Genomic DNA, 21,176 nt, shown 5'->3' with positions numbered 1-21,176 from the left:
TCGCATTCAACTGGTAATGCAGCGCGACCGCAGCGATCGACACATTCGGCTGCATCGCCGCACGGATCACCTTCTCCTTGAACTCCTTGCTGTGGCGACGGCGCCGTGTCGGCTGCACCACCTCAGAAACTGCTTCATTCTCGTTCATAGCGTACACGTGTCCATTAATAAAATAGGTGGACACGATCGTCGCTTTCATAACCCGCCGGTTCAAGGCGACATTGCCGGGTGCTTACCGTTCTTCTCACTATTTGCCTGGACGAAGTCAGGTGCTCCGCACTCTCGATGGGTCGGAAAGACATCCATCCGGTAACCATTCCGTTGCTTAATCAGCTGCACTTGCCCAGGGGTCAAGTTCGCGGCGTACTTGTCAACATTGCTTGCATTGATCGAGAAAAGAGGAGATTCCCCTTTATGCTTCCAGTAATCACCTCGCACTTTGCCGTATGTCCAGCCGGAGGCCGGGGGCTGGCTCCCTGAATAGGCGGGGATTCGGCCGTCCGGGCTCGCGGACTTGTCTATCCCCGTGGATTCAGCGTTACTCGCAATTGCCACCAGAGCAACGGTAGACGCCACGGCAACCGCGAGGATCAAACGCACGTTGATACAACGTTTTGCTTCCATTTCAATTCCTTAAAATAGCTGACCAGATAAATCACATTGCCTTTCTTCGCGACTAACGTTACTCACGATCCAAACTGATGAGAAGCAACGAACTCACTGTAAAAACGAAGCTTTCGGCCGACCCTGACGTGAGATGCAAAGTCGATATATGAGTAGAATTGAAAGCATCGATGCACCAACTGGCGACCACTCCAAATCCGCCACGATGCACGCTGAGAAAATCAAAGCGCCGAGCACCAGCCCAAGTACGGCAACCACAATCCCGGCTCGAACACGATATGGTCTCGCCAACGTGGGGGCGCGCAGACGAAGGCCAATAAATGGCAAAAATCGTCAGGTACGGAATTGCTCCGGCAAACACCATAAGCACAATAAGTTGATCCAGCTTTCCCGAAAGGGCGACCAGCATGCCTATCGTCGACGGCACCACCAGTGCAAATACTGGAACATTTCTCTGACTCAATCGCCCCAGAAAATTTGGTAATTCATGATCGTTGGCCATTGCCGCCACCTGGCGGGAGTAACCGAACACCGAACTGAAAAACGATACGCCAATGCCACAAACACCTGCTGCGCTAACCGCAATGATTGTCAGGCGGGACGCGTTGACAGTCGGAGCGGCGAGTGCTGCAAACCGGTCAAGCTTCGCGAGCGCCGAAGGCAGCTGCAGACTCTGGCGCGCGACCTGGAGCTTCTGCACGATTTCGCCGGTGCGCGTGAACAATACGCGATAGCCGGCGTCGATTAACGCATGGCCGATGGCGGACCCCAAGTGACTTTTTCCGCCGCCGGGTGGACCGAACAGGAGGATCGTGGCGCCTTTCTCAAGCCACGAATCGCCGGTGGCCAGCGCCATCACATGCGCCTTCGAGACCATCGGCGCAACGCCGAAGTCGAAGGTGGCGAGCGTCTTGGTCAGATCCAGATGTGACTCGGTGCGATGACGCTCGATTCTCCGTTTGGCCCGCTCGGCGAGTTCATGTTCGAGCAATGCGCCGAGTAACCGGGACGCCTGCCAGCTTTCCTTGTCCGAGCGTTCAGCGAAGTCCGGCCATAACTGGCCGATCGTTGGCAGGCGCAATTCGTTGAGCATCAGCGCGATACGGCCAGCATCGTAGGCGGCGTTCATGCGAGTACCTCGTCATTGAGTAACGTGTCGTAAAGCGCGGCGGACGGCATCTCGACGACAACCACCGGACACTCGGCCTGGCGCGGCGCGAACTCATCAAACAGCGCCTTCAGGTCAGGCAGTTCACCGAGTTCGAGCAACGCCTCGAGCCGCTCGGCCAGTTGCGCCTCGACGCCGTGGTTTCCTGCCAGCTCAAGCAGGCCCACCATGGTCTTGCATGCGCTGCGCGGCGTCAGCGCCTCCTCCAGGCGCTCCCAGGTCCGTCGGTAGGCTTCACGCGGAAACAGATCGTCGCGGAATGCGAGCCCCCTGAAGGCCTGCGGCTTGCGCTTGAGCGAATCGATGAAGTGCCGGTAGTCGATGCCGCGACCGCGCCGTTTGCTCGTGTGCGTGGCTCTCGCCGTGCTGAGCGCGCCGGACAGATAGCAATCGAGCCGGTCGCTGTAGAGGCGCACCTTCAGGCGATGGCCGATCAGCCGCGACGGCGCGCTGTACAGGACGCAACGCACGGTGAACGTGCCGCAGCGGGTCACGCGCGCCTCTTCCTCAGCGAAGTCAGTGGTACGGTGCTCAGGCAGGTCCAGCAAGTGTTCGCGCTCGATCTGGAACGCTGCAGCATTGCGCCGGTGGCGGCGCATCACCACCCCGCGCACGAACTCGTCGTAAGCGGCCCGGTCCGCGAAGTCCCGGTGACCTCGCAACTCCAGGGCCTGATCGACCTGATCCTTCAGATAGCGATGCGAGGATTCGACGCTGCCATTCTCGTGGCCCATGCCACGATTGTTACGTGTGCCTTCCATCCCATAGTGCTCGAGTAGCGCTGCATAGCGAACTGTGAAGTCTTCCTCTTCCTGCAGGTTCCTGAAGGCCGCCGACAGACTGTCGGAGCGGTGTTCGCGTGGGCAGCCGCCGGCCTGCCACAGCGCGTTCTGCAAGCCGGTCGCGAGCGCCTGGAAGCTCTCCCCACCATCGACCACGCTGGCGTACTCCCAGCGCGAGAACGCCAGCACGAAGTGATAAAGCAAATGATTAAACGGGACGCCGCCGATCGTCACGCCCAGCTTGTCCATGTGCGTAAAGTCGGACAAGCCTCGCGCGCCCGGCTGATACGTCTGGGGGAAGAACACTTCCTGGTTCGGCCCTTCGAGCGCGCGCCACTGGCTGACATGCCGCTCAAACGTGCGCCGCATGCTGTCGGGAAAGGCATCAGGATAGTCCTCCTGCAATTTGCGCAGCAGGGTGATCGCCTTCAGCTTTGGCGCAGCGCGTAGCAATGGGACCACTTCGCTCTCCCAGACATCGGCGAACGGATCAGGGCGCGAGCGCCAGTAGCGCCGGGGCTGCTGTGACGGTAGCCCGGCTTCGTGTTCGACACGCCGCGCCGTGCGCTCGCTCATGCCTGACTTCGCCGCAGCGAGCTTCTGCGGATGGTGTTTGCGATGGTTCATGTAGAGGCGGACCTGCTGGTCGGTGATGCGGCTTCCAGACATGGGCTGACCGCCTCTTTTTAGGTTCAGTCAGCCATCCTAAGCCTCGCCGATCCGGCGCCGCCGGCAGTTCGTCGTCTCCGGCGGCTACGCCGCCTCCGACTCCTCACTACCGGCCAAGATGAATGTCGCTACACCGGACGTAGTCATTGTCGCCGCCCAACCCGAAAAAGGTCCGTTTAGCTAAAACGGAATTTCCAACTCTGGCGAAGGAGACGGAAATGTCCACGACGCAAGCAGTCCCACAAGACAAGGATACGGTGATCCCGGGCGAGCTGTACATGAGCTTCGAGCTCGGCGACAAGTCCTGGAAGTTGACGGCCAGCGACGGCCGGCACGGCCCGAGCCGTTACAGCGTGCACGCGGGCGACACCGCTGCCGTACTCGACTGCGCGCGCCGCGCCAAGGCGCGCTGCGGCCTCGACCCGCAGGTCAGGATCCATTCCTGCTACGAGGCCGGCCGCGACGGCTGGTGGCTGCACCGCTGGTTGACCGCCCAAGGCATCGACAACCTCGTGGTTGATGCCGCCAGCATCGAAGTGAACCGACGCGCAAGACGAGCCAAGACCGATCGGCTCGACGGCGACAAACTGCTTGCCATGCTCAGGCGCTACCACGCGGGCGAGCGCGTCTGGTCGGTGCTGCGCGAGCCCACGCCCGAGCAGGAAGACGCTCGCCGCACGCACCGGGAACTGGCCTGGCTCACCCAGGAGCGCATCGCACACATGAACCGCATCCGCTCCCTGCTGATGCTGCACAACGTGCGTCCGCAGGTCGTCATCGGCGGGCGCGACTGGGCGCGCTGGTGTGCAAACCACCGGGATCAGGTGCCACCCCTGCTATGCGGCGAGATCGAGCGCGAGAGTGCGCGGCTGGCGCTGGTCAAGCAACAGATCAAGATGCTCGAAGCCGCGCGGCGCGAAGAGCTGGCCGAGGGCAAGCACCAGCTGGTGGCCCAACTGGCCCGGCTGCGCGCGATCGGACCCAAGGGCGCCTGGGTACTGGTCAAAGAAGTGTTCGGCTGGCGACGTTTCGCCAACCGGCGTGAGGTCGCCGGGTGTCTGGGACTCACGCCCACGCCCTACGACAGCGGAGATAGCCAGATCGAACAAGGCATTAGCAAAGCCGGCAACCGACGAGCGCGCACGATGCTCGTCGAACTGGCCTGGCGCTGGTTACGCCTGCAGCCCGACAGCCTCCTGACTCAGTGGTTCAATCGACGCTTTGCGGCCAACGGCAAGCGCATGCGACGTGTGGGCATCGTCGCGTTGGCACGGCGTCTCGCCATCGCACTATGGCGCTATCTCGAGCACGGCGAGATTCCAGCCGGGGCCTCGCTCAAGTCCGATGCCCCCTGACGTTTCGGGTCAACATCGTTCGCGTGGTCTGGCAAGGAACACATCATGATCAGAGGTCAACGCGCCCGTAACGGCCGCGGGTCACCACACGGTGACCGCTCCCAAAGATGGGGTGCGCCGGTAACTGGGGTTTGCCAGTGCGCCTTGTGCGCATGCTGCATGAGGTGCAGGATCTCCACGTCCTGCACGGATAGAAGTTCGTTGCGGCATTGGCTGGAACGCTCGTCACACCCCGACCTTGGATCAGGATCGAATGGCTATGCGGCACGATCGCTTCATGCCGTTAATGACATAAAGGTATCATCGTGAAATCCGATCCGTTTACCTGACGATCGAAATCGCCTTGACAAACATGTCCCCATAGAAGCGGCCATCCGCTTGCTGGGCGCGCTACCGGCTTGTCGGCCATCAGTAATCCGCATCAAAGTGCTCTTTCGCTGTTTCCTGAAGGCTTGCCTGGACACGAATCAGTCACCGCGAAATGCTGCTTCCAGTAATTCTGGGAATCCGCATTTCGTTCTGGGCTAACTACTTTTAGTTTTGCGCCCGCGCGAGGCCGACCGCTTAGGCGCCACGCTGTCTCTGTCTCCATACGTTTGCCACCACGCCGTCAGTGCCTCCATCGTCGGCCCAAGTCCGCGGGCCTTCGATGTGATCTCGTATTCAACTCGGGGAGGCACTTCCGCAAAGACGGTGCGCGACACCAAACCATCCCTCTCGAGCTCGCGAAGTTGCGCTGTCAGCATGTGTTGCGTGATCCCGGGAATCGCGCGCCGCAGCTCTCCGAAGCGGTGAAGACGCTGATTGAGCAACCAGAGAATCTCCAGCTTCCATTTACCCGATAGCAGCGCGAATGCCCGGCGCATTTCGTCGTGCATGTTGATCTCGCCATCGTCTTTAGTCTGCTTTTCCATACTAAGTGTCACTTTTTCATCCTACTTGATGATTTTCATCTTAGACGACATCCTTCGTCCAAGTCGACGCAAACAAACTAGCTAAGGAAAATCTCATGGCTGAAAACTACTCATACTGGATCAGCACGACTGCTGCTCCTGCTGTATCTGGCTTCCGCAACTCTGTACGTAGTCAAAGGGGACTGGGTTCGTCAGACCCTCGCCGACCTTGGTTACCCCAGCTATCTCGTACCGATCCTCATTGCCGTGAAGATACTGGCTGTGGTCGCCATCCTGTCGCGCATCAGCGTGGCGCTCAGCGATCTCGCGCATGTTCTATCACCTGTTGCTGTCCGCTTCAGCGCACATTAATGTCCGCAAGCCCAGCGGCGCTCTGCCAGCGGCGGTGTGCCTGGTGCTGCTGGTCGCCTCTTTCCTGACGCAGAACGCCGCTCGCGAAACGCCGTCGCCCTACGTCCAGGCCACGACGGGACGGCGAATTACCCCTACTTAATGGAGATCAACATGGCTCGACTCAACGGAAAAGTCGCAATTGTCACGGGTGCCGGTCGCGGCATTGGCCGTGCTACTGCGAAGCTGTTCGCGGCGGAAGGCGCAAAGGTGGCCGTTCTTTCACGCACCGCTGAAAATGTCGACCGCGTCGTCGCGGACATCCAGGCGGTGGACGGCGTCGCGCTCGGTGTGGTCTGCGATATCGCCGATCCCAACCAGATCAAGGCCTCGGTCGACAAGGTGGTGGCCGAGTACGGACGGATCGACATCCTCGTGAACAATGCCTTCGACTCATCCTCGGTCTTGTCGTCGATCCTCAATCTGTCGGCCGAGCAATTGCAGCGCAATTTCGAGATGGGCCCGATCGCCTATCTGAGGACGATGCAGGCCTGCTATCCCCACCTCAAGGCCAGCGGAGAGGGCCGCGTCATCAACTTCGCCTCACTCGCTGGTGTCCTCGGCATGGTGGGCTATGGTCCCTATAACATGGCGAAGGAGGCAGTGCGCGCACTTACCCGGTCCGCCGCGCGCGAGTGGGGCCCTGACAAGATCACGGTGAACAACGTCTTACCGGTAGCGGACACATGGGGCGCGACCGACGCTCCTCCGCCAGCCAATGCACTCGGCCGCTATGGATCGCCGGAGGAGGACGTCGCGCCGGTCGTCCTGTTCCTCGCCAGCAAGGATGCCCAGTTCCTGACGGGATACAGCCTGACGCCTGACGGCGGCATGATCATCGACAGCGCGCGCTGAGCCACAAGGGAGCGAATGCCAAGGACCACAAGTTACCGTGCATATCCGGGAGCGCTGCGATCTTCACGATACCAACAAGTTTAAGTCCAGAGTAGATTGCTTGTTGTCGACGATCTAGCCTGCGACGTCGAACGGCTGCTTGTGGCCGAGCCCAGAAGTACGCGGTCAGCCCGAACAGCGCGGGCCTCGGGCGAAAGCTGAACTTCCGTAGCCGACCCGCTAGGCAGCGGCTCCAACAATGCTATTACTTGCGGTGGACCGCGGTGAGTGTATTTCGCGGTGCATGATCAGCGATTTTCGGGGAAACGTGATCCAGTCGGCCTTGTCGCGTAAATCGAGTGTGAGGGCATGATGGGTCCTGTGATCCTGAATTCGCTGCTTTCGGATCGAACTTGTCACTCACTGGGCGGCGAGATTCGCCGACGCGCAAGAATGTCCGTTGTCGTGAAGACTGACGGGCTCCTGTGGGCAAGGAGCATTCGAACCTCTCCTAAGCCGCCGTCAAACTCGAAGCGACCGAACAAGGCGAACTCTTCTAGTCGCTCATCACCCAGAGGCGAGCTATGCCCTCCTGAGCATCGTGCCCGCAGCCCGGCGAAGCGCAGTCGAATAAGACTACAGCGCGTCTGTGGCCGATTGGCAATCGACGAACGTATGCGCGCGCCCCTCTGCGTATCGCACTGCCTCGTCAGTGGACAAAAATTCAACCGACTCGGCAAAACGTGCAATCACGTTTGCCTGGATGAAGGGCTCCCGCCTATACACGTACCACGCGACTGCGTAACGCCGCTCGGTGCCGTTGAACGACACGGATTGATTCTCGGTTACCTCGACGTAAACGCCGTGCCCCCGATACGGTTCGCAAGAATGGCCGTACATATTTCCTCCCCAGCGTCTGCGCACTGGACAAGTCAGGCTACGCAACAAGCATTCCAGGACGTTCGTTCTTTACAGAATGCGCGCCTCGTGCCGCCCGTAACGAGGTGACGACTTACGCGCCATGATCGGTCGGATAAGGTACTTCAGCTTGCCGTAGCCGGAAGGCGCCTGCGTGAACCACTTCATCGGGTCGATCGTTCAGTGAGCTTGACCCGTTTCGACGGACAGATTTGCAATCAAGTGCTGGGCAAAGAAAAAGCCGCTCGAAAGCGGCCCGTCGTGCCTTACCTCTTGTCGCCGTCGATCGTTATGCGTACGGGTTGCTGGGCACGCGATGGAATTCTTCGATCACACGCTTTTTTGCGTCCGCGAGCCACCTCGACGGCAGCTACTTGAGAGCGGACACTCGCGGCCCGTGGCAACTCGATGGCGCAGTCGGCTCGTCGCTGCGGGGGGAGTCGAGTTCGAGTTGCCCGGGTTTTGCGAGCGTGCCACAGCGCGGGTTTGCAGCGCTCACGCTTGGCCCCGGGCGCGGCCTTCACGACGCGGACATTTCGAAGACGTGGTAGCTCCACGGCGGCAGATCCAGGTAAAGACCACGCGAAATGAGATCGTTGCCATCGCGATCAAAACTTGCCGGCCCCATCATGGCCGTCAGCCGCACCGTGCTGCCGGTCACATCGGCAAATGGGACTCGGACATAACACTGACTCTGGTTGCCCGCGTAGTTGACCACCACGAGCCACCGTTCGCCGCCGTCGCGTTGCCAGGTCCACGCGATGAAACAATCCGAGGTCCAGTTGCCCTCCCACGCCGGCACGATTTCGACCAGGCTCCACGCGCCTTCCCGTAAGACCGGCTGCCGCAGCGGTCGCTTTCGGCCAGAAGGGCTCGGCGCGGATACCCCAGGTCCGTTCGAACACGTCGGGCAAGACCAGCATGGCCATGTCGCAGCGCAGGCCGTCGCATTGCCCGGCGATTCTCTTCAGTTCGCCGATCATCGCCTGCTGCAACTCCGCATTGCCGTAATCGAGCTGCAGCGTGTCGGGCCAGCCGTCGAAGTACGGATCCCGGCCGTGGGCAAATATCAGCGGCCCGTTGCTCGTTCGCACCCGGCAATAGTTGCGCGGGGAGCGAACCAGGTCCGCCTCGCTGCCGTGCACGAAGCAATCCGGATGCGCGTCGATCCAGTCGTGATCCGGCGCCATGTGATTCGGCACGAAGTCGAGCATCAGCTTCAGTCCGCGTTGCTGCAGGCGCTGCCGCAAGCGGGCGAGCGCCTCGGCGCCGCCCAGTTCGCGATGAACCGTGTAGCTGCGGATTGCGAACCCGGAGCCCGCGATGTCGTCGTCCGTGAGGTCCGGCAGCGTCTCGGCGAATTCGCGGCATGCACGCGCGAAATCGCCTGGGCCGCCGGGCCGGTCTGCCAGACGCTCAGCAACCAGACCCAGTCGAAGCCCAGCGCGGCGAGGCGATCCAGTTCGGCATCCGGAATATCGTCGAGTGTCGCGCGCCGGCCGAGCGCACGCGACAAGCCGGTCAGCCAGACGCGGGTGTTGATCTGGTACAGCACGGGGTAGCGTGCATCGGCCATTTTGCTTTCCTCATTGCTCGCCGGGGTCTTGTCCGCTCACCTGTTCCCTGATGACCCGCGCCATCACGCGCCCGCGATCGGTTTCCAGCACGGCCTTGGCGTCGACGCGCCCGAACAGGTCGAGCAGCGGAGCGACCAGACCCGTCCAGCCGGTCTGGTGACTGGCTCCGAGGCCCGCGCCGTTGTCACCGTGGAAGTACTCGTAAAACAGGATCAGGCCGCGCCAGTGAGGATCGTTCTGGAATTTTTCCGTTCCGCCGTAGACCGGCCGTTTGCCGTCCGCATTGCGCAGGAACGTGCCGGTCAGGCGGCGGACGATCTCCTGCGCCACTTCGAAGAGCGTCATGTGCTGCCCGGAGCCGGTCGGGCACTCGACCTTGAAATCATCGCCGAAAAAAGTGTACAGGTTCACCAGCGCGCGGACGATCAGCAAGTTGACTGGCATCCACACCGGTCCGCGCCAGTTGGAGTTGCCGCCGAACATGCCCGTATTCGATTCGGCGGGCAGGTACTGCACCTTGTACTCCTGTCCGCCGACCTGAATCACATACGGATGGTCCAGGTGATACAGGGACAGCGAACGGATGCCGTGCGGCCCCAGGAACTCCTTCTCGTCGAGCATGTAGCCGAGCACCCGTTCGAGTTTGCGTTTGTTCAGGATCGACAGAAGCCTGCGTTCGTTGTAGCCGATGAAGCCGGCGTCGGTCGGGGCAACCTGCGCGATCAGTTCGGGGTAGCGTTTGCGAAACTGCGCGATCAGCTCCACCAGCTTCGGATAGCGCGCGAGGGAGTGCGCTTCGAACACCGTCGACGCGCACAGCGGCAGCAGCCCCACCAGCGACCTTATCTTCAGGCGCGTCGTCTTGCCGTCGGGGAGCCGCAGCAGATCATAGAAAAAGCCGTCATGCTCGTCCCACATCTCGTCTTCGTGTTCGCCGCGTCGGTCCATCGCGTAGGCGATCCACATGAAATGCTGAACGAACTTGAAGGCGACCTCCTCGTAGAGCGGGTCGTAGTCAGTCAGATTGATCGCCATTTCCAGCATGGTCTGGCAGTAGAACGCCATCCATGCCGTGCCGTCCGCCTGCTCGAGCGATCCGCCGGTCGGGAGTTCGGCGCTGCGGTCGAACACGCCGATGTTGTCGAGACCGAGAAAGCCGCCGGCGAACACGTTGCGCCCAGACGGGTCCTTGCGATTCACCCACCAGTTAAAATTGAGCATCAGCCCCTGAAACGAGCGCTCCAGGAAACGCGGGTCGGCTCGTCCCAGTTCTTTCTCATACTTGTACAGCCAGAGCGTGGCGGCGGCATGCACCGGCGGATTCACATCGCTGAAGTTCCACTCGTAGGCTGGAATCTGACCGCTCGGGTGGACGTACAGGCTGCGCAGCATCAGCAGCAGCTGCTCCTTCGCAAAATCGAAATCGACCTGCGCCAGCGCGATCGTGTGAAAGGCCAGGTCCCAGGCCGCGTACCACGGATACTCCCACTTGTCCGGCATGGAGATCACATCGGCGTTCAGCATGTGGAACCACTCCATGTTGCGCACATCGCGCCGCGCGGAGTCGAGCAACGGATGACTGTGATGCTCGCGCAGCCAGAGTTCGAGATCGAAGTAGTAATACTGCTTGCCCCACAACATGCCCGCCAACGCCTGACGATGCACCCGGCGCTGGTCTTCGGTCAGCGACCTGGGCGTAATGCGCTCGTAGAACTCGTTCGCATCGGCAACGCGGCTATCGAAGATCTGCTCGAAGCCGCCGAAAGCGTCATCGAGTCTGGATGGCGCGAGGCGCAAGCGAATGATCGCACTGCCCCCACCGGGTACGTCGCACGTGTAATGGGCCGCGGCCTTGGTCCCGGTTCTCGCGGGATTCACGGCGTCGCGCTGTCCCGAGATGACGTAGGCGTGGAAGGCATCCTTGACGTAGGGCGACGCGTTCGGCTGATCCCACAGGCGCTGCGCATTGCTTTCGTTTTCGGTGAAGAGCGTCTCCGGCGCGCCGTCGCAGTGGAGCCAGTATTCGCCCAGATCATGATGTGCGGCCCGAATGACGCCAGCGCCCGCGTCGTGCAGGGACGGCTTGCGATCGTCCTCGCCCCACGACCATGTGTTGCGGAACCAGAGTGTCGGCAGCACCCGCAGCCGTGCCGCTTCCGGTCCGCGGTTGTGCACGGTAATGCGCACGAGGATGTCTTCCGGAGCCGCCTTCGCGTATTCCACGAACACGTCGAAATAGCGGTCATCGTCGAAGATGCCGGTGTCGAGCAGTTCGTATTCCATCTCCTCCCGCGATCTTTTGCGGTTGGTCTCGACCAGATCCCGGTACGGATATTCCCGCTGCGGATATTTATAAAGGTACTTCATGTACGAGTGCGTGGGCGTGCTGTCGATATAGAAGTAATACTCCTTCACGTCCTCGCCATGATTGCCCTCGCTGTTGGTAAGGCCGAAAAGGCGCTCCTTCAATATCGCGTCATGCTCGTTCCATAGCGCGAGCGCAAAGCACAGCCGCTGCTGACCGTCGCACAGGCCGCCGAGACCGTCCTCGCCCCACTTATAGGCGCGTGAACGCGAATGGTCATGGGTGAAGTAGTTCCACGCATCGCCGTTGTCACTGTAGTCTTCACGCACCGTGCCCCACTGCCGCTCGCTGAGGTAAGGCCCCCACTTCTTCCACGGTACTTGTGCCTCTCGTGAGTCGTTCAGGCGCTTTTGTTCCGCTACGTCCACGATTGCAGGGCCCATGCTTTTCTCCGTTACGGGTGAATGAACTCAGTTCGACGCAACGCAGGTGGGCGCGTCGCACCCACACTCATCGCGCGCGATCAGGCAACGCCGGTACATCGGTATGTGTGGTGCTGAACGTTTTGCTTCCTTCAATACCTAAAAAACGCCTTGACGGTACAAAGAGCCATAACTTCTCAGAGAACGACGACATCGCCGGCACATTCACGTCAAGCGCGTTGCCCGACGCACTCGCGATATCACGCGGAGGGGTCGTGCGCGGCACGCCGGCGGTGATGCTGCGGCTCGCCATCCAGCCGGTCGCCGGTGCTCATGAGCGCAGGCTCGATGGGCGCCGACGGCGCCTCCTCGTCGATCCACGCCTGCAGCAGCGTGAAGGTCACCGCGAGTATCATCGGCCCGATGAACAGTCCGACGATCCCGAACGCGATCACCCCGCCGAGCACCCCCGTCAGGATCAGCAGCAGCGACAGGTCCACGCCTCGCTTGATCAGCAGCGGCCGTCGCACCTTGTCGAGCATCATGATGAGCAGCGTCCAGACCGCCAGTACGAGCGTCGCGATGTGCTGGTCGTGATAGAACAGCCAGACCGCCGCGCCGATCAGCGGAAGCGCCGGACCGATCTGTGCAAGACAGAGGATCAGGATCAGGGCGGTCAGCACGCCCGCGCCCGGGACGCCGGCGACATACAGGCCGAGCCCGCCGAGCGCCGCCTGCGCGGCCGCGGTCACGACGATCCCGAGTGCGACCGCACGGATCGACAGTGCACTGAGGCGCACTGCCGCCGCGCCGCGTTCAGCGGCAATGCGCGTCGCGAAGCGCACCATGCGGTTGGCTGCCGCCTCGCCCTGTGCATAGAGAATGCCGGCAATGACCACGGTCAGCACCAGGTGAATCGCCAGCACGCCGACCGCGCCCGCTTGCGAGAGCAGCCATTTCGCGGCGACGATTGCATCAGGCTGCACTTGCGCAAGGATGCCGCCGCGACCTGCGTCGGACAAGCGCTGCCACTCGCGTGCGGAGCGTTCGCCGGCAAGCGGCACTTCATGCGGCCAGCGGGGCGAGCGAGGCAGCGTGTAGTCCGGCAGTGCCTCGGTCTGGTCGGTAATGTCGCGGCCGTGCTCGGCGATCGTCGACACCGCCCCGTACAGCGGCAGCACGACCACGACTAGCAGCCCGACCAGCATGACGGTGACGGCGATCCAGCGGCGGCCACCGACGCGCTTTTCGATACCGATCATCACGGGCCAGGTGGCGACGACGATCATCGTCGCCCAGATCAGCGCCGGCAGAAACGGATGAACTATATAAAGACTGCCGAAGATCAGCAGCGACAGAATCACGATGATCAGCAGGATGCGAGCAATATCCGCCTGCGGTCGCGAATTCACGTCATTCTCCCGATACGTGACCCAGCCGCAGCCGCGCGGGGGCGTGCGGTCCGGTCGTACATGCCGCCGACAAGTCTGAGAGATGGACAGCGGCCACGCTTGCGTCGGGCTGGTGCGCAGACTGCAGACCCGATGACTCGCCTACTCAGGTTACGACCTTCGAAGCACCGCCGCCATTGGACCTTAGTCCCATGGACTCCGCGGAAATCGACGGTAAGCTACCTTGGGAATGACTATTGAAAATAGCATTGAGCCGGCTGCACGTGGAACTGGTCTTGGTGCTCGCGCGTAGTCGCGACTGCGAAGCCCGCATGACACCGTGCCTGCTCGGCAACTGAACGGAGGAACACACCATGCAGAGTTACTACGCCAACAGGAACCTACCGGAGCCTGTGATCCCGGTCATGAGGTCGCTGGACTTGCTCAAGGGCCAGACCGCGCTGGTTACCGGTGCCAATTCCGGCATCGGCCGCGCTATCGCTGTGGCGCTCGGCAGGGCTGGCGCCAACGTGATAGTCAATTACGTGGCGAACCCGGCGGACGCCGAAGCGGTGGCCGAGGAGATTCGCAGCGGTGGGCAGCGCGCTATCACCGCACTGGCCGACGTAGCCGACGAGGCGCAAGTGCAAGCCATGTTCGCCGCGGCGGTGCTCGAGTTTGACGCCATCGATATCCTTGTCAGCAACGCTGGCATGGAGCGCAACGCTCCGTTCCACGAGATGAGTGTCGGGCAATGGGACGCCGTGATTAATGTCAATCTGCGCGGCGCCTTTCTTTGCGCACGCGAGGCAGTGCGCGAGTTCCTTCGTCGCGGTGTGCGGCCGGGAATCTCGGTGGCAGCGGGCAAGATCATCTTCACCAGTTCGGTCCACGAGGTGATTCCGTGGGCCGGCCACGTGAACTACGCGGCCTCCAAAGGCGGGCTGATGCTGCTGATGAAGAGCCTGGCGCAGGAGGTCGCCGAGAAGCGCATCCGCGTCAATTCCATAGCGCCGGGCGCGATCCGAACGCCGATCAACCACGCGGCATGGTCCACCCCCGAGGCCTATGCCGAACTGATGAAGCTCGTGCCCTACAAGCGCATCGGCGAGATCGAGGAGATCGGCCGAGCCGCGGTCTGGCTGGCGTCGGACTTCACTGACTACATCGTCGGCACGACGCTCTTCATCGACGGAGGGATGACGCTGTACCCTGGGTTCGAAACAGGAGGTTGATCGTTGTGGCAACCCCTCGCTATCCAGAGCTGTACCAGATCAACACGCGGGTCCGGCCGATCGTTCACGCCGGATTGCGGCTGCTCAGCGCGACGGACGTGCGTTTGCACGCAGCGCTCGCTCGCGTTGCACCAGCCGACACGGGTGGTGCGCGAGAAGGTGATGCGCCGCTTCAAATAAGCGCGTCACCTGCAACGCTTCGCTTCGGTCCACGACCAGGTCGCCAATCTCTTCATGCATTGCCGCTACCACACCGACGCAAGGCAAAAGCGGGCGCTACGCACCCAGGCATTCGAGGCCTGGGAAAACGTGACGTGCGCTCCAATGCCGGAGCGCCTTGCAGCGTAAATTAGGTATCCTTCCGTACGGTGTCATCGGTCGCACGCCGGTCAACAAGTTGACAGTACCCATGCCGTTCCAGGTAGCGGCGCGTCGCCTCGAAATAGCTGAAGGTCGATTCGGTCGCCGTGAAATGCAGCGCCATCAGCCGGCTGATCGCATCGTCGACGTACACCAGCAGCGTGCATTGCGGCGCGCTGGTCGGACTGGGATCGGTGCCGTGCCCGTTGTAATAGGCCGCCGCTCGCTGCGCCGCCCTTCCGCACGCTTCACGACGTCCTCCAGAGATTGCACGTTTTCTGGCGTAGTACGACCAAAGCGCTTGTGATAACAATGCGCGATAAATTCCGCGAGGGGGCGCTTCCACGGTTCCTGCTGCCCGTTAGCCAGTGACCCGAATTTTCGGGGATTCAATCCCAGTTCGCGCGCCATCTGGATATGAGCATGGCTCAATCTGAAACGCTGCCTCGCTTCAAACCACGGCTGAAGTTTCGATGGTATCGGCATCAGTGTTCACCTCTGCGCCAGCTTGCGGCGGTCAACCGCTCCACCGCCGCGTAATAACGCGCCTGCGAAGTCGCAGCATCGTCGTTCTGATCCGTCTTCAGAATATCAAACAGATGCTCTGCGACGACTGAGCCGATCGCGTGAACCGCGTCGTGTCGCGTAAGCCCTTCTTTCCCGAGGCGATCCATCGCCCGGACCACGGGTTCAAGATTCAGGGCGATCTGGTTTTCGACGATCGCGTGTAGCGCAGCGTGTGCCGCGACGTTGGGAAGCTTGATCCGGGCAACGCGGTGATACGTTTTGACGAGAGCAATTCGCTCCTGCTCATCGAGTTCGAGCCACGATTCAGGTTCGGGTGCGCACCCGGGGTTGTACTCTTTCATGATGCTAGTCCTGTACCAATTCTGCCTGTCGTAAAACTACCGTCTACCGCTGCGTTGCGTTTCAGTCCAGTCATCGGCGGCATAACGGGCACCCGTCCCACACGACCCGGGGCGACCCGTTGACGACAACACGCCGGGCCGCGGGCCGTTCGGGAACCGTCCATCCCGCGACCTGGATGCATCGCGACGTCATGCCGACAGATGATGCGCCAGCACCGCGGCGACGAACGAGTGCCCCGGAATGGCCGCAAACTGGTCCCGCAGACGCCTGTTGAGCTCGTCGCGTTCCATGCCGGTGGCAACGGCCGCATCCGCCAGCGCACCGTAGGCATCCATCACATCGCTCCCCGTAATTTCGTAACCGGAGCCTGCGGTCATCCAGTGCAACGCTGCCGTGCCACAGGCCATCGCGAATGCAGGCTTGCGCTGTGCGAAATCGCGTGCGGCCCGCGTCAGGGTTCGCGGGTCGGTGGGGCCGCGCATCGCGAGCGACATCGCCAGATCGAGCAGGCCCGCATCCTTCGCAGCGGCGAACCATTTCCCCTCCGCGCCGGGACTGCTCGCGACCAGATCGTGGAGGATGCTGTCGGGACTCCTGTCCGGATATTTTTTCGCGATGGCACGGAATGTCGCGAGATGCGCGGTGGCCTGATTGGCCTCGATCGCGTAGCGGCGATATGCCTCGTCCATCATGCCCGACGACAGAAGGATCGCTTCGCATTTGCGGGCGATTGCGGCAGTGGGCGCATTCAGCCCCCTCGACGCTTCCGCGTAACGCAGTGCTTCAGCCGAACGATTTAATGCGATCAGTGCATCCACCCCGTACTGGCGATACCCCCAACAGTTCAGGCGCGCGCCATTCACGAGAGCGAGCAGTTCCTCATGGCGCCCGGCGGCATTCAGCGCGCTGAGGCAGGCGGTGGTACCCGCGAAATGCTCGCCCAGACCTTCAGCGCCCATCACGCGCGCTGTTATCGGCAACAACCGGTCTGCCCATGAGGACGCGATGGCGGCCGACGTACACAGGTCACCCCAGCGATCGCCCAGCTGTTCGATATACGGCATCGGGTCGTCCTGGAGCGCGTCAAACAGCCGATCCAGCCAGCGCGTGCGTACCGGAGCAGGTACGTCCACCCCGGCGATGACCGGCACAAGGGCATCGATTGTGCGATTCACGGCGGTGCCCATTGCGCCAGAAGAGCTGTCTACGTGCTCGAGTGCCGGCGAAAGCTTTTCGAGCAAAGCGACCGCGCCGCCCGCGGCAAGAACAGGATCGGCACGGGCGATCTGCCGGATTTCGATCAGGGCCTCCTTCAGACGCTGGATCGGCAATGCGGATTTCCAGCCGAAGGCGCCACGCCGGAACCGGGTGGCGAAAGCCCATTTGTGAGCGGTGTGAGAGGTTGTGAGTGTCATGCTCCGGGGTGCCAGTTCAGCGCGTCTTCATATAGGCGGCATACAGCGCCGTGTTGAGCGCCCGCAGTTCGCGCCGGGTTTCCAGCAGTTCGTGATGCCGGCCCTGACGCTCCAGACTGAGTAACTCGAGCATCATCTTCGCCGCCCGCTCGGGCGCATTGCGTCGCGAAGGCTCTGCCTGTCTGAACAGGGATGCGAGGCCGGCCTTTTCCGTGAGTACCCACGCCGGAAACCATGCGAGATCGTCAATGTCGCCGGCGCCGTCGAACGACGTATCAAAGGCGCGCCGCAACGTCTTGACGCACGCGTCGCCAAGCCGGCTCAAAAGCTGGTCAAACCGGGATGGCGAAAGCCACGCAAGTTCCACCAGCAACGGCCAGGCCGCGTCCAGGCCATCAAGCCGGTAGCGTGCCTCCGTCATCCAGCAAAGCGGCGCTGGAATCCGTCGCCAGGACGCGATGCGCAATATCGCATCAGAGGCCTCGGCCCACCGCGCAGCCAGCAGGAAGAGCGGCGCCGCGTGCGCATCCGCGTGGTCCGCACGGAAAGGTAGCGCAGCGGCGCGCCTGGCCAATTCCGCCCAGAGCGGTGCGGGCCAGGTGGTCCCGCTCTGCCCCGGGAACGCGCGCGCGACTGCGGGCTGGACTTCGTGAGATAGCGCCTGGCGAGCCTGCAGGGCGGCTTCGTGACGGTCAAACGGTACCGTCGATCGACCCTCGAGAGCATTGACGATCGAACCGAAGTACACCTGGGCGACATCGTCGGGATACTCGTTCGCAAGGGCATGCAGCGCGCGCCGCGCGCCCGCGGCATCGTACTGCTGCAACGCGGACAGGACGTCATTGCGCAGCATCACGTCGCGGCTATCGTTAAAAATGTCGAGCTGCATCCGTCGGATTCAGAACAGTTGGCTGGTCGGACTGACGAGATTATTCCATTTGACCGTGCTTCTCAATTGCCTGTCGTGCTCGTCGACTGACCCGACGGTTGCGCGCCGACCGCTCGCGTCGGCGACCACGGTGCGGGCGGGTCATCAGTGGTCGTGTTCCGTCGGGTCTGCGAAAGACGGTTCCCAGGCCTGTCCGCCGTAGAACACGCCAACGATTGACACCACCTCGGGATCCACAAGGTAAGCAATGACGGCGCGCTGCCGGTAGTGGGTCACGCGCAGGCCAGGCAACAGATCATCGCGCGGGACGCCGCGCTCAGGGAACGTCTGCGGGCGCAGGCAGAAATTCACGATGGCGTCCACGTAACGAGCCGCCGTGACGGGCGAACCCGCTTCAATGATGAACCGTTCTAAGTCCTCAAGCTGGTCCCGCGCTTCCGGGGCAAACTGCACCCGGTAGGTCATGCGGCGCCCGAGCGCTTCTTCGCCAGGTGAGCGCGCACCTGCTCGGGCGTGAGCGCGCGCGCGGGCTCCGCGCGCAACGCTTCGGCCGCAGGCACCACCTCGTCGCGCAGCCAGGCCTCGATGGCCCTGTCGCGGGCCGCGAGGGTGCGTAGCCCGTCGCGGATCACTTCGCTTTCAGAAGCATATTCGCCGCTGGCGACCTTGGTGCGGATGAGCTCGGCCATCTCGTTGGGCAGGGTAATGCTGAACTGCTGTGTGGTACGCATGGCGCTCTCCAGGCTGACAGGATTTAATCCTACTCAATCGACGGGGGTGCTGGCAAGGCGCGCCGGCCCTGCACAGATGACGACAGCGGCTGCGCGCGACGGGACGGGACGGGACGGGACGGCGCACAGCTTGACGGATCTTCCTGCGGCGAACCATTTCGAAGGAAAAGCTGGATGCGTCTGTCAGGGGCACGCTTAATATCCGCTCGCCGGGGCCAGCATCGAACCGCTACACTTCTTCGCCCCACAGCGACAGGCATAGTCAGCGATCAGTTCGGGCGTAATCGCGTCATCGATAGTGAGTCCATAGGCGATACAAAGCTCGTCGCCCAACAGCGACGACGATCAGCGCCATCGGGAGACCGGGGCAAAACACCGCATCGACTGGTAGAAGGTCGATTACTGTGCGTCAGATCCGCTTTGGTAGTGATCACCGGGGCCGTACGGGAGGCCTGCCCGACTGCAAAACTTTTCTGGGCCGATGCCGTCCGCCGGGCGGAAAACTTTGCGCCATGGGTAAAGCGCAGACCGTTAGTTGCATCCAGGTGCCAGTGGCATGACAGGAGGAATGCCGAAGGGTGTTGGTCCACGCCAGCAAGATTTCGGCAAAACGCCTATAATGATCGGGCATTTTGCCCATCGGAGCGACCATGACGACGATTGCCTTCCGGCCAACGGGTGCGGGAAACCCGCGCCGCGCGGAACTCGCGCTACTTGAACAGTTGCTTGATACGCGTATCAGAAACGATTCCGACCTTGCTGACCTTGCAACCGGGCGTGTCGGCGTCGACGTGATAGACCGTCTCACGGCGCAGGGCCTGAAGGCAGATGAGCTTTCGTTCATTATTCCGAGACGCACCCTGACTCATCGCCGCCAGCAACATGAGCGACTCTCGACGGAAGAGTCCGATCGGGCAATCCGGCTGGCCCGGATCGTTGCGCAGGCGACTGCGGCCTTCGGGAACCCGGAGAAGGCCATGCACTGGCTGCGCGTCTCCCAGAAACGGTTCGGCCGCAGGAGCGCACTCGATATGGCAAGTACCGAGCACGGCGCGCGCCTCGTCGAGGACGCATTGATCCAGATCGACGAAGGATACTTCGCCTGATGGTCCTTTGGAGAATTAGTAACTACGCGGATCTGAAGGGGATCGGCGGTCTTCGCGCGCCGGGCCGATGGCACCACGCTGGCCAGCCAGTTGTCTATCTTGCGGAGCATCCCGCCGGCGCACTTCTTGAGACTTTGGTCCATCAGGAAATCGGCAGCCCCGCTGATCTTCCCGACACGTACCAACTCCTGCGGGCGGAAGTCGACGACACAGTTACCGTCGCGGAAATGGGAGACGATGCGCTTCCGGCAGACTGGCGAGACAACATGCCATGGACACAGGACGCGGGAACCGAATGGCTCACGGCGGGCACTTCTGCGCTGCTAAAGGTCCCGAGCGCCGTGATGCCTTTCGCCTACAACTACGTTCTGAATCCGGCCCACGAGGACGCGGCCCGAATCACGATCGGTGTGGTGATCAAAGTTCGTCAGGATCCGCGCATTCTTCGGCTCCTAAGCAGACCATAATCGCCGAACGGTTCCCCACCGGGACACTGTTACGGACGTTGTCAAGTCCGTGAGCGAGCGTTAGAAAAACTTGGGGGGTATTGGGTTCGATGTTCGCTCGAACAGCTTGATGAAATCTGCGGCCCCGTTCGAAAGCGGTGGCTCGGGTCTTTTGTACCTGGCTAATATTGCCCATCCCCCACAATATCTGGTGAACTGCATAAAAAATTAACCAATTCCTGTCGGTCGCTGGAAAGGCCGTTGCCCGTTTTGAGGTAACGAGCCGGCGCGACTCGTACCGCCAGTGATTCACACTGATACAGGTGGCCGCATGAGATCCAGCACGTGCTGCAGTTGCGTTGACGCTGTGCGTACTCCGCTCACGACCGACCATGCCATGTATAACTTGCATTGACACGTAATAGTTGATTGCAAAAATCGCCCGCTTCTACCGTGTTCCGCTGCCCTCTCAACCTGGCGGTAACGCTCCGATCCCGTCTTTCCTGCCCCATCCACGCCGAGATACGCCTGCTCTATTGCGCGCCCGGACTCGTACCCGCAGCCACCGGCAGGGGCAACGCCGCCAAGGCAGCGCTCTGGTCTGGTTTATGCAGTCGGTCGGGTTGTTGCGACCAACGGGCGTAACACCCGATATGCCCGCTAACGCGGGATCGTCATCCGCTGCGGCCAGTCGCAACGGCGCGTTGTTCATCGTCGTATTGTATGGGGCAACCGGATCAATCACGCGAACTCAACCACAACGGACGGCAAGAGA

22 protein-coding genes are annotated in these 21,176 nt (G+C 61.8%); 7 read left to right on the top strand and 15 right to left on the bottom strand.

What is annotated here, in order from left to right; all coding sequences use genetic code 11:
• From SB772_RS28405 to istA, 4 genes are all read right to left on the bottom strand, one after another.
• On the bottom strand, positions 1-199 hold a 199-nt coding region (locus SB772_RS28405), incomplete at its 3' end, for a transposase (protein WP_410836484.1).
• A gap of 11 nt (positions 200-210) precedes the next feature.
• Complete coding sequence (locus SB772_RS28400) at positions 211-624, bottom strand: DUF1329 domain-containing protein (RefSeq protein WP_410836483.1); 414 nt, start codon at positions 622-624, stop codon at positions 211-213.
• 58 nt (positions 625-682) lie between these two features.
• On the bottom strand, positions 683-1,753 hold the full coding sequence (locus SB772_RS28395; RefSeq protein WP_410836482.1) for an ATP-binding protein: 1,071 nt from the start codon (positions 1,751-1,753) through the stop codon (positions 683-685).
• On the bottom strand, positions 1,750-3,201 hold the full coding sequence (gene istA / locus SB772_RS28390) for an IS21 family transposase (RefSeq protein ID WP_410836495.1): 1,452 nt from the start codon (positions 3,199-3,201) through the stop codon (positions 1,750-1,752). Before istA ends, SB772_RS28395 begins: the two co-directional genes overlap by 4 nt.
• A 260-nt stretch (positions 3,202-3,461) precedes the next feature.
• Here istA and SB772_RS28385 point away from each other — a divergent pair, with 260 nt between their 5' ends.
• Positions 3,462-4,598, top strand: a complete 1,137-nt coding sequence (locus SB772_RS28385; protein ID WP_410836481.1) for an IS110 family transposase — start codon at positions 3,462-3,464, stop codon at positions 4,596-4,598.
• A 524-nt stretch (positions 4,599-5,122) separates the two neighbouring features.
• On the opposite strand, the gene SB772_RS28380 is transcribed toward SB772_RS28385, so the two are convergent.
• Positions 5,123-5,512, bottom strand: a complete 390-nt coding sequence (locus SB772_RS28380) for a winged helix-turn-helix transcriptional regulator (protein ID WP_410836480.1) — start codon at positions 5,510-5,512, stop codon at positions 5,123-5,125.
• A gap of 90 nt (positions 5,513-5,602) precedes the next feature.
• Between SB772_RS28380 and SB772_RS28375 the strand changes: the two genes are divergently transcribed.
• From SB772_RS28375 to SB772_RS28365, 3 genes are read left to right on the top strand one after another with little or no spacing between them, the layout of a single operon-like run.
• Positions 5,603-5,863: a DoxX family protein gene (locus tag SB772_RS28375; RefSeq protein WP_410836494.1), complete on the top strand. Its 261-nt coding sequence runs from the start codon at positions 5,603-5,605 to the stop codon at positions 5,861-5,863.
• Positions 5,823-6,005 carry a hypothetical protein gene (locus SB772_RS28370; RefSeq protein WP_410836479.1) on the top strand — a complete coding sequence of 61 codons (183 nt, stop codon included), beginning with the start codon at positions 5,823-5,825 and terminating at the stop codon, positions 6,003-6,005. Before SB772_RS28375 ends, SB772_RS28370 begins: the two co-directional genes overlap by 41 nt.
• Positions 6,006-6,016: 11 nt before the next feature.
• Positions 6,017-6,757: an SDR family NAD(P)-dependent oxidoreductase gene (locus tag SB772_RS28365; RefSeq protein WP_410836478.1), complete on the top strand. Its 741-nt coding sequence runs from the start codon at positions 6,017-6,019 to the stop codon at positions 6,755-6,757.
• 1,505 nt (positions 6,758-8,262) lie between these two features.
• Here SB772_RS28365 and SB772_RS28360 read toward each other — a convergent pair.
• The 4 genes from SB772_RS28360 to ydiK form a co-directional block, all read right to left on the bottom strand.
• Positions 8,263-8,904 (bottom strand): alpha-amylase family glycosyl hydrolase, encoded by a 642-nt coding sequence (locus SB772_RS28360; protein WP_410836477.1) that lies wholly within the window; start codon positions 8,902-8,904, stop codon positions 8,263-8,265.
• The gene (locus SB772_RS28355) at positions 8,874-9,230 is read right to left on the bottom strand and encodes a hypothetical protein (protein ID WP_410836476.1); all 357 of its coding nucleotides are present in this window, start codon (positions 9,228-9,230) and stop codon (positions 8,874-8,876) included. Before SB772_RS28355 ends, SB772_RS28360 begins: the two co-directional genes overlap by 31 nt.
• 10 nt (positions 9,231-9,240) lie before the next feature.
• A complete protein-coding gene (locus SB772_RS28350; RefSeq protein ID WP_410836475.1) occupies positions 9,241-11,979 on the bottom strand; it encodes an MGH1-like glycoside hydrolase domain-containing protein in 2,739 nt (912 codons plus the stop codon).
• Between the two features lie 239 nt (positions 11,980-12,218).
• Positions 12,219-13,370, bottom strand: a complete 1,152-nt coding sequence (gene ydiK, locus SB772_RS28345) for an AI-2E family transporter YdiK (RefSeq protein ID WP_410836474.1) — start codon at positions 13,368-13,370, stop codon at positions 12,219-12,221.
• A 404-nt stretch (positions 13,371-13,774) separates the two neighbouring features.
• Here ydiK and SB772_RS28340 point away from each other — a divergent pair, with 404 nt between their 5' ends.
• Positions 13,775-14,584, top strand: coding sequence for a glucose 1-dehydrogenase (locus tag SB772_RS28340; RefSeq protein WP_410836493.1), 810 nt, complete (start codon positions 13,775-13,777; stop codon positions 14,582-14,584).
• 349 nt (positions 14,585-14,933) lie between these two features.
• Here SB772_RS28340 and SB772_RS28335 read toward each other — a convergent pair whose 3' ends face one another.
• The 6 genes from SB772_RS28335 to SB772_RS28310 form a co-directional block, all read right to left on the bottom strand.
• Positions 14,934-15,290, bottom strand: coding sequence for a hypothetical protein (locus SB772_RS28335; RefSeq protein ID WP_410836496.1), 357 nt, complete (start codon positions 15,288-15,290; stop codon positions 14,934-14,936).
• 139 nt (positions 15,291-15,429) lie between these two features.
• Entirely contained in the window at positions 15,430-15,813 is a 384-nt protein-coding gene (locus SB772_RS28330; RefSeq protein ID WP_410836473.1) for a hypothetical protein, read from the bottom strand.
• 189 nt (positions 15,814-16,002) lie between these two features.
• Complete coding sequence (locus tag SB772_RS28325; protein ID WP_410836472.1) at positions 16,003-17,229, bottom strand: hypothetical protein; 1,227 nt, start codon at positions 17,227-17,229, stop codon at positions 16,003-16,005.
• A gap of 16 nt (positions 17,230-17,245) precedes the next feature.
• Complete coding sequence (locus SB772_RS28320; RefSeq protein WP_410836471.1) at positions 17,246-18,118, bottom strand: hypothetical protein; 873 nt, start codon at positions 18,116-18,118, stop codon at positions 17,246-17,248.
• Positions 18,119-18,262: 144 nt separating this feature from the next.
• Positions 18,263-18,583 (bottom strand): type II toxin-antitoxin system RelE/ParE family toxin, encoded by a 321-nt coding sequence (locus tag SB772_RS28315; protein WP_410836470.1) that lies wholly within the window; start codon positions 18,581-18,583, stop codon positions 18,263-18,265.
• A complete protein-coding gene (locus tag SB772_RS28310) occupies positions 18,580-18,849 on the bottom strand; it encodes a type II toxin-antitoxin system ParD family antitoxin (RefSeq protein WP_088176933.1) in 270 nt (89 codons plus the stop codon). Before SB772_RS28310 ends, SB772_RS28315 begins: the two co-directional genes overlap by 4 nt.
• Before the next feature lie 650 nt (positions 18,850-19,499).
• Here SB772_RS28310 and SB772_RS28305 point away from each other — a divergent pair.
• Together SB772_RS28305 and SB772_RS28300 are read left to right on the top strand one after the other, a co-directional pair.
• Positions 19,500-19,955 carry an antitoxin Xre/MbcA/ParS toxin-binding domain-containing protein gene (locus SB772_RS28305; RefSeq protein WP_410836469.1) on the top strand — a complete coding sequence of 152 codons (456 nt, stop codon included), beginning with the start codon at positions 19,500-19,502 and terminating at the stop codon, positions 19,953-19,955.
• The gene (locus SB772_RS28300) at positions 19,952-20,422 is read left to right on the top strand and encodes an RES family NAD+ phosphorylase (RefSeq protein ID WP_410836492.1); all 471 of its coding nucleotides are present in this window, start codon (positions 19,952-19,954) and stop codon (positions 20,420-20,422) included. The genes SB772_RS28305 and SB772_RS28300 overlap by 4 nt, the downstream gene beginning before the upstream one ends.
• Positions 20,423-21,176: the final 754 nt, after the last annotated feature.

This window comes from Paraburkholderia sp. SIMBA_030, from assembly GCF_046535245.1.
Lineage (GTDB): Bacteria > Pseudomonadota > Gammaproteobacteria > Burkholderiales > Burkholderiaceae > Paraburkholderia.
Note: the sequence above shows the minus strand (reverse complement) of the source record. Positions and strands in the feature narration are given on the sequence as shown.

Bases quoted from the DNA above. Each gene is read 5' to 3' on its own strand.
- SB772_RS28400 (WP_410836483.1), bottom strand. From the start codon at position 624: ATGGAAGCAAAACGTTGTATCAACGTGCGTTTGATCCTCGCGGTTGCC.
- SB772_RS28365 (WP_410836478.1), top strand. From the start codon at position 6,017: ATGGCTCGACTCAACGGAAAAGTCGCAATTGTCACGGGTGCCGGTCGC.
- SB772_RS28310 (WP_088176933.1), bottom strand. From the start codon at position 18,849: ATGCGTACCACACAGCAGTTCAGCATTACCCTGCCCAACGAGATGGCC.
- SB772_RS28380 (WP_410836480.1), bottom strand. From the start codon at position 5,512: ATGGAAAAGCAGACTAAAGACGATGGCGAGATCAACATGCACGACGAA.
- SB772_RS28385 (WP_410836481.1), top strand. From the start codon at position 3,462: ATGTCCACGACGCAAGCAGTCCCACAAGACAAGGATACGGTGATCCCG.
- SB772_RS28355 (WP_410836476.1), bottom strand. From the start codon at position 9,230: ATGGCCGATGCACGCTACCCCGTGCTGTACCAGATCAACACCCGCGTC.
- SB772_RS28340 (WP_410836493.1), top strand. From the start codon at position 13,775: ATGAGGTCGCTGGACTTGCTCAAGGGCCAGACCGCGCTGGTTACCGGT.
- SB772_RS28330 (WP_410836473.1), bottom strand. From the start codon at position 15,813: ATGAAAGAGTACAACCCCGGGTGCGCACCCGAACCTGAATCGTGGCTC.
- SB772_RS28305 (WP_410836469.1), top strand. From the start codon at position 19,500: ATGACGACGATTGCCTTCCGGCCAACGGGTGCGGGAAACCCGCGCCGC.
- istA (WP_410836495.1), bottom strand. From the start codon at position 3,201: ATGAACCATCGCAAACACCATCCGCAGAAGCTCGCTGCGGCGAAGTCA.
- SB772_RS28350 (WP_410836475.1), bottom strand. From the start codon at position 11,979: ATGGGCCCTGCAATCGTGGACGTAGCGGAACAAAAGCGCCTGAACGAC.
- SB772_RS28320 (WP_410836471.1), bottom strand. From the start codon at position 18,118: ATGCAGCTCGACATTTTTAACGATAGCCGCGACGTGATGCTGCGCAAT.
- SB772_RS28315 (WP_410836470.1), bottom strand. From the start codon at position 18,583: ATGACCTACCGGGTGCAGTTTGCCCCGGAAGCGCGGGACCAGCTTGAG.
- SB772_RS28395 (WP_410836482.1), bottom strand. From the start codon at position 1,753: ATGAACGCCGCCTACGATGCTGGCCGTATCGCGCTGATGCTCAACGAA.
- SB772_RS28370 (WP_410836479.1), top strand. From the start codon at position 5,823: ATGTTCTATCACCTGTTGCTGTCCGCTTCAGCGCACATTAATGTCCGC.
- SB772_RS28325 (WP_410836472.1), bottom strand. From the start codon at position 17,229: ATGACACTCACAACCTCTCACACCGCTCACAAATGGGCTTTCGCCACC.